This window comes from Reyranella aquatilis, from assembly GCF_020880995.1.
In the GTDB taxonomy this organism is placed as follows: Bacteria; Pseudomonadota; Alphaproteobacteria; order Reyranellales; family Reyranellaceae; genus Reyranella; species Reyranella aquatilis.
Window position 1 is genome coordinate 189,653 of sequence record NZ_JAJISD010000003.1, and the last position, 12,448, is coordinate 202,100.

General features: G+C 67.8%; 13 protein-coding genes. 1 reads left to right on the forward strand and 12 read right to left on the reverse strand.

Annotated elements, in window-relative coordinates:
• Positions 1–54: 54 nt before the first annotated feature.
• The 9 genes from LJ725_RS09035 to LJ725_RS09075 all read right to left on the reverse strand — a co-directional run bounded on the left by LJ725_RS09035 (position 55) and on the right by LJ725_RS09075 (position 8,879).
• Positions 55–819 carry a class I SAM-dependent methyltransferase gene (locus tag LJ725_RS09035; protein WP_230550327.1) on the reverse strand — a complete coding sequence of 255 codons (765 nt, stop codon included), beginning with the start codon at positions 817–819 and terminating at the stop codon, positions 55–57.
• Positions 819–1,493, reverse strand: a complete 675-nt coding sequence (locus tag LJ725_RS09040) for a LutC/YkgG family protein (protein ID WP_230550328.1) — start codon at positions 1,491–1,493, stop codon at positions 819–821. The genes LJ725_RS09035 and LJ725_RS09040 overlap by 1 nt, the downstream gene beginning before the upstream one ends.
• Positions 1,490–2,911, reverse strand: coding sequence for a LutB/LldF family L-lactate oxidation iron-sulfur protein (locus LJ725_RS09045; protein WP_230550329.1), 1,422 nt, complete (start codon positions 2,909–2,911; stop codon positions 1,490–1,492). The genes LJ725_RS09040 and LJ725_RS09045 overlap by 4 nt, the downstream gene beginning before the upstream one ends.
• Positions 2,911–3,699 (reverse strand): (Fe-S)-binding protein, encoded by a 789-nt coding sequence (locus LJ725_RS09050; protein WP_230550330.1) that lies wholly within the window; start codon positions 3,697–3,699, stop codon positions 2,911–2,913. The genes LJ725_RS09045 and LJ725_RS09050 overlap by 1 nt, the downstream gene beginning before the upstream one ends.
• 177 nt (positions 3,700–3,876) lie before the next feature.
• The gene (gene mltA / locus LJ725_RS09055; protein ID WP_230550331.1) at positions 3,877–4,980 is read right to left on the reverse strand and encodes a murein transglycosylase A; all 1,104 of its coding nucleotides are present in this window, start codon (positions 4,978–4,980) and stop codon (positions 3,877–3,879) included.
• 17 nt (positions 4,981–4,997) lie between these two features.
• Positions 4,998–5,723 carry a Tim44/TimA family putative adaptor protein gene (locus LJ725_RS09060; protein WP_230550332.1) on the reverse strand — a complete coding sequence of 242 codons (726 nt, stop codon included), beginning with the start codon at positions 5,721–5,723 and terminating at the stop codon, positions 4,998–5,000.
• Between the two features lie 108 nt (positions 5,724–5,831).
• Positions 5,832–7,184 carry an adenylate/guanylate cyclase domain-containing protein gene (locus tag LJ725_RS09065; RefSeq protein ID WP_230550333.1) on the reverse strand — a complete coding sequence of 451 codons (1,353 nt, stop codon included), beginning with the start codon at positions 7,182–7,184 and terminating at the stop codon, positions 5,832–5,834.
• Positions 7,184–8,020, reverse strand: a complete 837-nt coding sequence (locus LJ725_RS09070; RefSeq protein WP_230550334.1) for a class I SAM-dependent methyltransferase — start codon at positions 8,018–8,020, stop codon at positions 7,184–7,186. Before LJ725_RS09070 ends, LJ725_RS09065 begins: the two co-directional genes overlap by 1 nt.
• Positions 8,021–8,030: 10 nt before the next feature.
• Positions 8,031–8,879 carry an MBL fold metallo-hydrolase gene (locus tag LJ725_RS09075; RefSeq protein ID WP_230550335.1) on the reverse strand — a complete coding sequence of 283 codons (849 nt, stop codon included), beginning with the start codon at positions 8,877–8,879 and terminating at the stop codon, positions 8,031–8,033.
• Positions 8,880–9,077: 198 nt separating this feature from the next.
• Here LJ725_RS09075 and hspQ point away from each other — a divergent pair, with 198 nt between their 5' ends.
• Positions 9,078–9,449, forward strand: coding sequence for a heat shock protein HspQ (hspQ, locus tag LJ725_RS09080; RefSeq protein WP_216957561.1), 372 nt, complete (start codon positions 9,078–9,080; stop codon positions 9,447–9,449).
• 12 nt (positions 9,450–9,461) lie between these two features.
• Here the strand turns inward: hspQ and LJ725_RS09085 are convergent, their stop codons facing one another.
• The 3 genes from LJ725_RS09085 to biuH form a co-directional block, all read right to left on the reverse strand.
• Positions 9,462–10,124, reverse strand: coding sequence for a cysteine hydrolase family protein (locus LJ725_RS09085; protein ID WP_230550336.1), 663 nt, complete (start codon positions 10,122–10,124; stop codon positions 9,462–9,464).
• Between the two features lie 130 nt (positions 10,125–10,254).
• Positions 10,255–11,766, reverse strand: coding sequence for an ABC transporter ATP-binding protein (locus LJ725_RS09090; RefSeq protein WP_408015732.1), 1,512 nt, complete (start codon positions 11,764–11,766; stop codon positions 10,255–10,257).
• Positions 11,763–12,446, reverse strand: a complete 684-nt coding sequence (biuH, locus tag LJ725_RS09095) for a biuret amidohydrolase (protein ID WP_230550337.1) — start codon at positions 12,444–12,446, stop codon at positions 11,763–11,765. Before biuH ends, LJ725_RS09090 begins: the two co-directional genes overlap by 4 nt.
• Positions 12,447–12,448: the final 2 nt, after the last annotated feature.

Genomic DNA, 12,448 nt, shown 5'->3' on the forward strand with positions numbered 1-12,448 from the left:
TCCAACCAAGCTCGGCGAGCGAGGCGGTTGGTGCGATTGCGGGGCCGACAGGCCCTATCGGAGGCGGCGCCCGACCAGATTGACGAACAGACTGGGCAGATAGGTTCGCGAGACCGGCAGCCGCTCGGTCGCCTGCCGGGCCAGCATCCCGCGATTGTCCTCATGGTCCAGGACGAGCTGGAACAGGCCCTGTTCCACGGCGCCGGCGCGGGCATCGAGCTCCGGGCGTCCGTCCCGTTCGATGCGGTAGGCGACATCCAGTCCGACATCGCCGCCGCTGTAGAATGACGACTGGATCTCCAGCCGTCCGAAAAGAAGCATCAGGCCGCGTGCCGAGAAGCGCCAGTAATCGTCGGGCGTCGCGTGGAACGCTTGCGACCACGCAGCCGCCACGTAGGCCAGGCCTCCAGGTCGCAGCGCCCGCTCGATATTGCGGGCCGCGCGCGCCGGGTGACGCGTGTGTTCGAGTACATGGCAGCACAGGACGAGATCGAACGGCTCCTCGCCCAGCTTGGCCTTCAGCATGCGGGGGTCGCCGCAGATGTCAGCGACGCAATCGACGTTGGATCCCTCCGCGATATCGAGGCCGACAAACCTGGCCTTGGCGCCGAAACGCCGAGCGACGAGGCTTCGCCAGTTGCGTACGTTGCGCTCCGAAACGAGCGTCCGCGATCCCACCTGCAATACCCGGGGCGCACGCCTCCCCGTCGATTGCGCCAGACGATCGAACAGCTGATCGATCTCGCGCGTAACGCTCGTGCCGACAACGCGTAACTCCCCGGGGCGCGCTTCGCCGGGAGTGTCGTTGCCGCCCGGCATCAGTCCCTTACCACCAGGATATGCATGCGCCGTGGCCCATGGGCGCCGAGCTCGATCGTCTGCTCGATATCGCCGGTGCGCGATGGGCCCGTGATGGTGTTGACGGTGCGCGGCATCAGGTTCTTGCCATAGCGCTCGCGCAGACGCCCCCACACATCCTCGTAGCCGCCGACGATGTCGGCCTCGCGCAGCACAACGACGTGCGTGTCCGGCAGCAGGTTGAGGGTCACGGGGTGATCGGGCCCGGAGGCCATCACCACGGTGCCGGTCTCGGCGATGCCGGCGAAAGCCCCGGTCACCGACACCTGGTCGCTTCCTTCGCCGCGACCGTGGCGGATTGCCAGCATCTTCTGGCTGGCCCAGTCATAACTGTCGAGCAGGGGGGAGGGCGCCATCGCGACGCTTGCCGGCAGATTGTTGCGCGCGAGATAGGCCGTTACTTCGCCCGGCACGTCATCCGCGGCGACGCGCGCGACCGTGGCGTTGAGGGTCTCGGCCCACTGGCAGAACAGCGCGACCTTTTCGGATTGCGGCAGCTGCGCACGCGCGACCGACGGGCCGCGGGGAGGCGAGGCGAGCCGTGCCTCGACGGCGCTGCGGGCGTCGCCGGCCAACTCGCCGCGGCGCAGCGAGCGGCGGATACCGCCCAGGATCTGGGCCCGGGCGTCGTTCATGACTTCCTCCGCGCCGCCCAGCGGGCGTGGAAAGTGCCACCGGCCTGAGGTGCCGGAAAATCGCGGAAGCGGGTCCAGCCACCGGCCAGCGGCAGCGTACCGTAGCGGCCGTCGGCGCGACCGAACAGGGCCAGCACACGGTTGGCGATGCCGGTGAGACGGCGGTAGAGCGCGGGCCGTCGGGCGACGAAGCTCCAGACCGCCAGCCCCTGCCGCATCGCCTTCGGCGTCAGGTGCTTCTCGAACTCGCGCTCGCGCCAGTGCCGCATCAGCTTCGGCAGCGGGATGCGCACCGGGCACACGCTCTCGCAGCGGCCGCAGAACGTCGAGGCGTTGGGCAGGTTGCTCGCCTCCTCGACACCCACGAGCTGCGGCGTCAGCACCGCGCCCATCGGGCCGGGATAGACCCAGCCATAGGCATGGCCGCCCACGGCGCCATAGACGGGGCAGTGGTTCATGCAGGCGCCGCAGCGGATGCAGCGCAGGATCTCCTGCATCTCCGTGCCGAGCACCGAGGACCGTCCATTGTCGAGCAGCACGACGTGATACTGCTCGGGTCCATCGAGATCCTCGCGCTTCTTCGGGCCCGTGTTGAGGGTGGTATACGCCGAGGATTCCTGGCCCGTCGCCGAGCGCGCCAGCACGCGCAGCAGGACCGCGGCGTCCTCCAGCGTGGGGATCACCTTCTCGATGCTGGCCAGCACGATGTGCATCCGGGGCAGCGTGTTGGACAGGTCGGCATTGCCTTCGTTGGTCACCAGCATCGACGAGCCGGTCTCCGCCACCAGGAAGTTGGCGCCGGTCAGGCCGACATCGGCATCGAGGAACTTCTGGCGCAGCACGTAGCGTGCTTCCGCGACGAGATCGTTACGCTCGGTGAGCCGCTTGTCGAAGCCTAGCTTGGCGTGATGTTCGAGGAAGGTGTCGGCGACCTGGTCCTTGGTGAGATGGACGGCCGGCGCGATGATGTGGCTGGGCGGCTCGTTGCGCAGCTGGATGATGTACTCGCCGAGATCGGTCTCGATCGGCGCGATGCCCATTGCCTCGAGATGCTCGTTGAGCGCGATCTCCTCCGCCACCATCGACTTCGACTTGGCGACGGTGCGCGCGTTCACGCTCTTGCAGAGGTCGGAGATGATCCGGCGCGCGTCGGCGGCGGTCGGCGCCCAGTGCACCTTGCCGCCGAGCGCGATGACCTTTCGCTCGAACTCCTCAAGATAGAAGTCGAGATGCGCCAGCGTGTGGTTCTTGATGTCGCGCGCGCGGTCGCGCAGCGCCTCGAACTCCGGCAGTCTCTCGGCCGCCTGGCGTCGCCGCTCGGAGAAGCCGACCTTCAGCTTGGCCAGCGAATCCTGCAGGTTGGGATCGGACAGCGCGTGGTCGACGTTCGACTTGAAGGCGTGTGCGGTGGATTGCATCAGCCGCGCTCCGGTTCGCCGATGGCGGGCAGGTCGCCCATGCCGGCCAGCACCTCCGCGACGTGGCGCACCTGCACGGGGCTGCCCTCGCGCTGCAGCTTGCCGGCCATGTTCATCAAACAGCCAAGATCGCCGGCCAGCAGCGTCCCGGCGCCGGTCGCGACGATGTCGGCCGTCTTCTCGCTCACCATGGCATTCGAGATCTCGGGGTACTTCACGCAGAAGGTGCCGCCGAAGCCGCAGCAGACTTCGGGTGTCTTCATCTCACACAGCTTCAATCCCTGAACCGAATCGAGCAGCCCGCGCGGCTGCTGCTTGACGCCCAGTTCGCGCAGGCCTGAGCAGGAATCGTGATAGGTGACCGCGCCGTCGTAACGCGCGGCGACCTTCTCGACTCCCAGGACGTCGACGAGGAAGGAGATCAGCTCGTGGCTGCGGGCGGCGAGGTTCTCCGCGCGAGCCTTCAGCGCGGGGTCGTCCTCGAACAGGCCCGGATAGTGGTGCGACAGCATCCCGCCACAGGAGCCCGACGGCGCGATCACGGCGTCGTACCCCTCGAAGGCATCAATCACCTGCACGGCGATGGCGCGGGTCGTCGCGCGGTCGCCGCTATTGTAGGCCGGCTGGCCGCAGCAGACCTGGAGCGGCGGCACGTCGACGGTGCAGCCCGCTTCTTCCAGGAGTTTGACGGCGGCAAAGCCCACGGACGGCCGGAACAGGTCGACGAGGCAGGTGACGAAGAGCGCGACGCGTCGCGGGCGGGCGGGGAGGGCTGGCGATCTGGACACGCCGCGAACATGGCAGCGGCGAATTTGGCGTGCAACGGCCGCTTTTCCGAAAAGGCTCGAACGAGCCGGGACGGCCGGGGTCCCGGCATCGCGAAGGGGGCCGCCGCCGCCGTTTTCACCCTCGCCGCGCCGTGCACCCCGGCGGGCAGAAACCCTCGGCGACAGACGGCGGAGCGCTCAGTTCTTGTTCGGCACCAGCACGATCGCGCGGCCTTCGCTGTTCATGCGGCCTGCCCATTCGGCGGCCTGGGCGCCGCTGCCATAGAAGACGTCGCCGCGCGCCGGGCCCTTGATGGCCGCACCGGTGTCCTGGGCGATCATCAGGCGGCGATAGGATTCGGTGGCGCCCGGCTTGCGGTAGACAGGGCGGCGCGTGTCGATCCACACCGGCGTACCGTAGGGCGTGATCGTCGGATCGACCGCCATGCTGCGCTGGGCGGTGAGCGGAACCCCCTCGGCTCCGATCGGAGCCGACGTCTTGGTGTCCCGGAAAAATATGTAGCGCTCGTTCTTGCGCATCACGTCGCGCGCCTGTTGAGGATTGCGCTTCAGCCAGTCACGAATCGCGGGCCAGGTCGCATCCTCTTTCTTCATCACGCCCATCTCGACCAGCACGGCGCCGATCGCGGTGTAGGGGCGGTTATTCGAACCGTCGAAGCCGAGCGTCATCGTTCCGCCCTCGGCCAGCTGGACGCGACCGCTGCCCTGAACCTGAACCTCGAACAGACCGACGGGATCCTGCACGTAGGCGATCTCGAGTCCCTTGCCCTTCAGCGCGCCGGCCTCGATTTCCGAGCGCGTATAGTAGGGTTGGTCGGTGAGGTCCGGCGGCTTGCGATAGACGGGTACCGTGAACAGGCGGGATGGAACCTTGCTGCCGCGGAGCTCGGGTTCGAAGTAGCCGGTGAACTTGCCCTCCGACTTGATGATCAGAGGTCGGAAATTCGATTCGAAGAAGGTGCGCGCGCCGCGGGCGTCTCCGGGCTTGACGGTGGCGGCGGCTTCGCAGATTCGCGCCCATTCCCCCGGGGTGACGGTCTTTTCGCCGCCATCGGTCGCGATCCTGACGTCCGGCCCGGTCGTGAGCTTGGGGCAGGAGCGACGGAAGGTGGCGAGCGCTTCGGCGTGGCGATCCGCCGCCCAACCGGCGATCTCGTTGTAGGAAGTCGGCTCCATCGCGATGCGCTGTTGCGGCGCGGAGCCCGGTGTCGAGGCGCAGGCAGATAGGAAACCGGCGACGACCAACAGGGTCAGGCCACCGGCGAACTGGCTTCCTCGCATTCTCGGAAACGCCTCCCTCAGCCTTCGCTTTCCGTCTTGATGAGCTGCCAGTTGGGATCACCCGATGTCGTGTCGCGACGGAAAGTCCAGAGGTCGACGACCTTCTGGACCTCATTGGGGTTGCCGTCGACGATCTGGCCTTCGGCATTGCGCACGACGTTGATCTGCTCGCTGACGAACCGAACCGTGACGACCGCGTTCGAGCCCTGCAACTCGGCCGCGGCGATGTCGGAGGCCTCGAAGCCGATCAGGGTCGTCTCGGCCTTCTCGTTGCGCTCGATCCGCCCGCGGATGGCGGCTTCGAAGCTCGCATAGGTGGCGCCGTCCAGCAGGGGCCTGAGCGAGGCCGTGTCGCCGCGGGCGAAAGCCTCGACGATGGCGGTGAAGGCTGCGCGCGCGCCGCCGGTGAAACCGATTGGCTCGAAGCCCGGGTCGGCGGCGCGAATGGCGGCGATGCCCGACGTCGCGGTCGGCATCACCGTGGCCCGGATGCCGCCGGGTCCGCTGGTCGGCGAGGACTGGCGCGGGGCCGGCGCATTGGCCGTCGGCAGAGGCACGACATTGTCATTGCCCTGCGACGCGTCGCCCACGCGCGGCGTGGCGGGAGGTGGCGCGGGCGGCGTGAACGGATCGCGCGCCGGCGGCTGCTCGTTGCCGGTGCGTTTGCCCAGCACGGACCGCAGCCGGAGGATCAAGAAGACCGCGACCAACCCGATCAGGATGATGTCGTAGTTATTACCCACGATGGCGCTCCGAAGGCTCGCTATCCCACGCGCTCGACTGTCTCAAATTACATAGGCCGCGAATGGGGAAAGGGCAAGGCAACGACCTGCCCGCCACCGAGGCAGGTTTCACGCGGACAGCACCACAATATCGACGGATTCGGTGACGCCTGCGACCTGGCGGCCGGGCCGGCGCTCATGAGGAGCGGCCGGGCGATATCCCTGCCGCTCGGCGAGCGCGTAGGTGGCGCCGTCGGTGAGTGCGCGCGTCCCCTCCACCTTGTTGTGCTTCTCCAGCTTGGCGGCGAAGTTGACGGCATCGCCGATGACCGTGAATTCGAGCCGTTCGCCGTCGCCCACGGCGCCGAAGACCACCCTGCCGGAAGAGGCCGCCAGGCCGATATCGAGGGGTGGCAGTCCCGCGGCCCGCCGCTCGGCCGCCCACGCGGCGGCGGCGGCCATCACCGCCTCGGCGGCCCGCAGCGCGTCGGCTGCGGCCGTGACGGAGGGCTTCACGGCGCCGAACGACGCCAGGATGCCGTCCCCGAGAAACTTGTCGATGCTGCCGCCGGCCGCCACGATCAAGGGGCAGACGCGGTGCTGATAGTCCTGCAGGACCTTCATCACCTCGTCGGGCTGAAGCTCCGTCGCGAGGCGCGTGAAGCCGCGCAGGTCGACCGTCAGGATGGAGACGTCGCGCAATTCTCCCTCGCCGGCCCGGATCGACATCTCCGCCCCGCGGATGCGGGCGGCCACTCCCGGATCGAAGAAGCGCGAGAGATCCTGGGCCGCCGCGCCCTCGCTCACCGCCTGGACCAGCAGATGCCGGGCGCGCGAGATGGCCAGGGCCAGCACGAGGGTGGTGAGCAGGATGGCGATGATCTTGTCGACCTCGGCGTGGACCAGCAGCGCGTTGGAGGTCATGTACTCGACGAAATCGTCCGTGGGATTGGCCGGCCCGCCGCGCCCGCCGACGGCGTAGAGGATCAGGCAGATCCATCCCGCGATCGCCGTCAGGCCGGTGAACAGCACGAAGCGCGCCTCGAAGCGCAGCGCCCGCAGCGCAATGAACAGGAACACGTAAAGGAGCGTCGGCACCTTGAGATAGAAGACGGCCGGCTGCGCGTACTTGTAGTGGAACGAGTAGATCAGTCCCATCAGCAGGAAGATGTCGGCGACCACCGACAGGTAGAGCATCCAGGGCCGCAGCAGGCGCGCATAGGCGAGGGCGAGGCGGACCAGGCAGAAGATGCCGTAGATCACCAGCACGTCGACCTCGAAGGAATAGTCCTCCTGCACCACGCCGCCCGGCATGGTGGTCGATTGGTAGACCGTGGTGACCAGCACGACGATGACCAGCTGCACCCAGCCGATCAGGATCTCGCTCTGCTCCTGCTGACGGGTGATCGCTTCGCGGACCCGGTCCGGCAGCTGCGCCATCTCGCCGCCGCCGAACAGCCAGTCGCGGAAGCGCGCGAGCATCAGCGCTTCTCCAGCCAGAGGCTGGAGGGCATCGCGTCCGGCGGCCGGGGCAGCCGGGAGATCACCGAGGTGGCCAGCCGGTCGGCCATGCGGCGCTCCGCCCAGACGCTGGAGAAGAGCGGCTTGAAGGCCCCGCTGGTCAGCAGTGGCACCACGCCCTGCTGCTCGTTGTAGGCACGCCAGCCCCAGATCGCTGGATAGTCGAAGGGCAGGAAGATGTCGTGGATATGGACCAGGGCGCCGGACGGCAGGCCCGGCAGGACGCGGTTCAGCAGGATGTCCACGTCGCTGCCCGGCATCAGGATGTGGCTCGAATCGATGAACAGGACATCGTCCTTCATCAGCCCGTCGAAGACCTTGGCCGGCGCCGCCTGCAGGGTCGAGGACTTCACCCGCACGCCCGGCAGGTCCGCGATATCGGCGCGCGGCGCGGGATCGATCGCCAGGATTTCGCCGACGCCGCCCACGGCCTTGGACAGGACACGCGTCGAATGACCGGAGCCGACCTCGATGACATGGCGCGGCTTGCGCTCGCGGACCAGCGCGTAGGCGACCGCGGCATCAAGTGACGGAAACCACGATTGCTCGAACAGCGCCTTGCACGTCTCGAGCGTCTCGGCGCGCGCATCGACCGCGTCGAGCACGGCATTGAACTGGTCCGAATGCTCCTCGAACAGACGCTCGATCGCCGGATAGGGCGGCTGCGCGCCGGGCGGCGGCAGCAGCGGCGCGTAGCGGTGCGGGATGAACCAGCCGCGCGGCTTCAGGCCGAGAACGGTCGGCAATCCCAGCGCGAACCGCCTCCAGCGGCCGCGCAGGCTGGGCGTGGCGCTCATCGGCACATGCTCACGGTGTTAAGGTCAGGCCTTCATGGGCGACGAGCACGCGCGGCAGCCCGCTTGGCGCCAGGCCCGGCCGCAGGGCCGCCGCCGCGCGCGCCACATTGTCCATGAAAGCGTCGTCATGACTGGGATCGTGGTGGAAGATGGCGAGTGTGCCGACGCCGGCCGCGTCGGCGATGCGGACGCCTTCCTGCCACGTCGAGTGACCCCAGCCGCGATAGCGCTCGTACTCCTCGTCCGTATAGCTCGAATCGTAGATCATCACGTCGGCGCCGCGGCACAGATCCGCGATGTTGCGGTCGATCTCGCCTTCCCGATGTTCCGTGTCGGTGATGTAGCAGATCGACTTGCCCAGATAGTCGATACGATAGCCGGTGGCGCCGTTGGGATGGTTGAGCGGCGCCGTGCGCAGAGCGACGGCGCCGCATGACAGCGTGTCGCCTGCCCGGAACTCCGAGAACTCCACCCGCGCCTGGAAGATATCGAGCGAGACCGGATAGAGCGGCGCCTGCATCAGGTGTCCGACGACCTTCTTCAGCGTGTAGGGCGCCTCGAGGTGGCCGGCCCACATCCGGACCGAACTGCGCTGGTCGAACAGGGGCGCGAAGAAGGTGAGGCCCGAAATGTGATCGAGGTGCGTGTGGGTGAAGTAGATGTCGATGTCGAGCGGGGCCTGGCGTGCGAGTTCGACGCCGAGCGTGCGAATACCCGTTCCCGCGTCGAAGATCATGCGCCGCCCCCCGGCGGTGATCTCCAGGCACGAAGTATTGCCGCCATAGCGGGCGTACTCGGCGCCGGGACATGAGATGGATCCCCGCACGCCCCAGAACCGGACTTTAAGACCGTCGACCAACAAACCCTTCCCGGCAAGTGAGGCGCCAGAGTCCACAGGGAGGCGGGTGCCGTCAACCGAGGCGGGAGCCTTCGGCGGTCTGGCCGCCTTCTTGCGTGTCGTTCCGTGCGGCTGTTTTCACATATTCTTGCAGTCGATGGTCGAATCCGGCGTCCCGACTGCGTTGCCTACCGGCCGGTTCGGAGCAATACTTTGCCTATGGACACGATCAATCCCGCTACCGCCCCGGCGCTCGCCGCGCCGCCCCTGCGTTGCGCCAAGTTCGCCATCGGCCAGGTGGTGAAGCATCGTATCTACCCCTTCCGGGGGGTGATCTTCGACGTCGACCCGGTGTTCGCGAACACCGAGGAGTGGCTGTCGTCGATCCCCGAAGAAGTGCGGCCCCGCCGGGACCAGCCGTTCTATCACCTGCTCGCCGAGAACGCCCAGACCACCTACGTGGCCTATGTCTCGGAGCAGAACCTGCTGGCCGATGACACCGGCAAGCCGGTGTCGCACCCGCAGGTGCCGCAGTTCTTCAAGGAGCTGAAGCGCGGCCACTACGTCTCGCGGGAGCGCGCACTCCACTAGGCGAAGCACGCGTCAGCCCAGCGCGGCCGCCACCTGGTCGACGGTGGCGGTCCAGCCGACGATCGCGCCTTGGGCGCGGATCATCTCGATCGCCGCTTTCTTGAATTCCGGGAAATAGCTTTCGGTCGCGTCCTCGGCCAGAAGGCACTCGAAGCCGCGGTCGTTGGCCTCGCGCATGGTGGTCTGTACGCAGACTTCCGTGGTTACGCCGGCAAACACCAAGTGTGTGATCTTCCGCTCGGCCAGGATGTCGCCGAGCCGCGTCGCGTAGAAGGCGCCCTTGCCCGGCTTGTCGATGACGATCTCCCCGGGCTTCGCCGCCAGTTCCGGGACGATGTCGGCCCCGGGCTCGCCCGCGATCAGGATGCGGCCCATCGAGCCGGGATCGCCGATCCGCATCGAGGGCTTGCCGCGCAAGCGCTTGGCCGGGGGGCAGTCCGACAGGTCGGGCCGGTGGCATTCGCGCGTGTGGATGATCGTCAGGCCGGCGGCGCGGAACGCCCCGATCAGCCGTCCGACCGTCGGCACGATCGCCGACAACAGGCTCACGTCGTTGCCCAGGGTCGCGCCGAACCCGCCCGGCTCGATGAAGTCGCGCTGCATGTCGATCACGATCAGGGCCGTGCACGCGGGATCGAAGGTGAAGTCGAAGGGTTGTGCGGCGATGGTTTTCATGGGCGCACCGTCAGAGGTTCAGAAACAGGTGTCATCCCGAGCGCGGCGAGCGATCTTTGCGCGGCAGTCATTGAAGGTCCCTCGCTGCGCTCGGGATGACACCGAGGGTTGGTCCGGCCTCGCGTGCCACTCAATGCCCCGCCATGGCGCGGCCGATGGCGCCGACGTCGGCTGCGGCCGCATCGGTCTCGAGCGCGAGTTTGCCGTCGAACATGACGACGATGCGGTCGGAGAGCTGCAGGATCTCGTCGAGGTCCTCGCTGACCAGCAGCACGGCGGCGCCGCGGTTGCGGGCCTGGACGATGCGGGCGCGGATCTCGGCGACGGCCGCGAAGTCGAGGCCGAAGCAGGGATTGGCCACGATCAGCAGGTCGCCTTCGCTCGACAGTTCGCGCGCCAGCACGGCGCGCTGCACGTTGCCGCCGGACAGGCCGCGGATGGCGGCATCCGGTCCCGGCGTCTTCACCTTGTAGGCCTCGATCAGCTTGCGCGCCGTCTCGCGCATCGGGCTGCGCCGGAGGCGGATGCCGTCCGGCGAGGAGGGCGGCTGGTCGAAGGAGCGCAGCGCGATGTTCTCGGCCACAGACATCTCGGCGACGCAGGCGTTGCGCAGCGGCTCCTCCGGCAGGCAGGCGATCTTGTGGCGTACCATCTCGGGCCGCGTCGCGGTGTAGACCTCGCCATGCACCAGCATGCGGCCTGCCTCGGCGTCGCGCTGCCCGGCCAGCGCTTCCACGAGTTCGCGCTGGCCGTTGCCGGAGACGCCCGCGATTCCCACGATCTCGCCGGCGCGGATGTCGAGCTTCAGATCCTCGACCGCAAGCTGGCCGACACTGTCGGCGACGCTCAGCCCCTCCAGTTTCAGCACCGCCTTGCCCGGCGCGCGCGTCTCGCGCTCGACGACGCTGCGTGTCTCGCGGCGTCCGACCATCATCTCGGCCATCGTGTCGTTGTCGAGTTCGCTCGTCGGCCTCGTGCCGATCAGCTTGCCGCGGCGCAGCACCGTGACGGCGTCGCAGTAGGTGTTCACCTCCCGGAACTTATGGGTGATGGTGACGATGGTGATCTGCCCGTCGGTCGTCAGCTTCTTCAGGGTCGTCAGCACCTCGTCGGCCTCGTCGGGCGTCAGCACTGAGGTCGGCTCGTCGAGGATCAGCAGGTTACGCTTCAGGTAGAGCTGGCGAAGGATCTCGCCTTTCTGTTTCTGGCCGGCCGCGAGATCGGCGACGGGCGTGTCGATCGGTACGGTGAAGGGCGTGGTCTCGAAGAAAGACTTCAGCGCGCGCCGCTCCGCCGCCCAGTCGATCACCGCCGGCAGATCGCCGCGCGACAGCACGAAGTTCTCCAGCACCGTCATGTTCGGCACCAGGGTGAAGTGCTGGTAGACCATGCCGAGACCGAGATCGTGGGCCTGGCGCGGATGGGCGATCGTCACCTCGCGCTCGTTCAGCAGGATCTGTCCCTGGTCGGCGGCGTAGTAGCCCATGGCGCACTTCACCAGGGTGCTCTTGCCGGCGCCGTTCTCGCCCAGCAGCGCATGGAAGGCTCCGGCCTCGATCTTCACCGACACGTCGTCGAGCGCGGCCATCGCGCCGAAGCGCTTGGTGAAGCCGATCAGCTCGAGGGACGGCGCCGTCGTCACGCCAGCGCCTTGAGGATCGCGGCCGAGTTGGCGACGGCGCCGAACACCCCGCCCTGCATCTCGACCATCTTGAGTGCCGCGGCGTGGTTGCCGGCATCGGTGGCGCCGGTGCAGTCCTCGAGGATCAGGCATTCGAAGCCGCGGTCGTTGGCCTCGCGCATCGTGGTGTGCACGCAGACGTCGGTGGTGATGCCGGTCAGCACCAGATTGTCGATACCGCGCGTGCGCAGCATCAGCTCGAGGTCGGTGGCGCAGAAGGAGCCCTTGCCCGGCTTGTCGATGATCGGCTCGCCGGCGATCGGCGCCAAGTCGGGAATGATCTCCCAGCCCGGTTCGCCGCGCACCAGGATGCGGCCGCAGGGACCGGGATCGCCGATGCCGGCGCCGATCTGCTGCGACCGCCAGCGCTTGTTGGGCGGCAGGTCGGAGAGATCCGGGCGATGGCCCTCGCGGGTATGGATCACGGTCCAGCCGGCCTTGCGCGCGGCGGCCAGCAGCGTCCTGATCGGCGCGATGGGCGCCCGCGTCAGCGAGAGATCGTAGCCCATCTTGTCGACATAGCCGCCGACGCCGCAGAAGTCGGACTGCATGTCGATGATGACCAGTGCCGTATTGTCGGCCCGGAGGGCGCCGTTCCACGGCCAGGCATAGGGGCGGGAGTCGATGTGGGTCTTGCTCATGA

Coding starts and splice junctions, on each gene's coding strand:
- LJ725_RS09035 (WP_230550327.1), bottom strand. CDS start 819: ATGCCGGGCGGCAACGACACTCCCGGCGAAGCGCGCCCCGGGGAGTTA.
- LJ725_RS09040 (WP_230550328.1), bottom strand. CDS start 1,493: ATGAACGACGCCCGGGCCCAGATCCTGGGCGGTATCCGCCGCTCGCTG.
- LJ725_RS09045 (WP_230550329.1), bottom strand. CDS start 2,911: ATGCAATCCACCGCACACGCCTTCAAGTCGAACGTCGACCACGCGCTG.
- mltA (WP_230550331.1), bottom strand. CDS start 4,980: ATGCGAGGAAGCCAGTTCGCCGGTGGCCTGACCCTGTTGGTCGTCGCC.
- LJ725_RS09065 (WP_230550333.1), bottom strand. CDS start 7,184: ATGCTCGCGCGCTTCCGCGACTGGCTGTTCGGCGGCGGCGAGATGGCG.
- LJ725_RS09070 (WP_230550334.1), bottom strand. CDS start 8,020: ATGAGCGCCACGCCCAGCCTGCGCGGCCGCTGGAGGCGGTTCGCGCTG.
- hspQ (WP_216957561.1), top strand. CDS start 9,078: ATGGACACGATCAATCCCGCTACCGCCCCGGCGCTCGCCGCGCCGCCC.
- LJ725_RS09085 (WP_230550336.1), bottom strand. CDS start 10,124: ATGAAAACCATCGCCGCACAACCCTTCGACTTCACCTTCGATCCCGCG.
- biuH (WP_230550337.1), bottom strand. CDS start 12,446: ATGAGCAAGACCCACATCGACTCCCGCCCCTATGCCTGGCCGTGGAAC.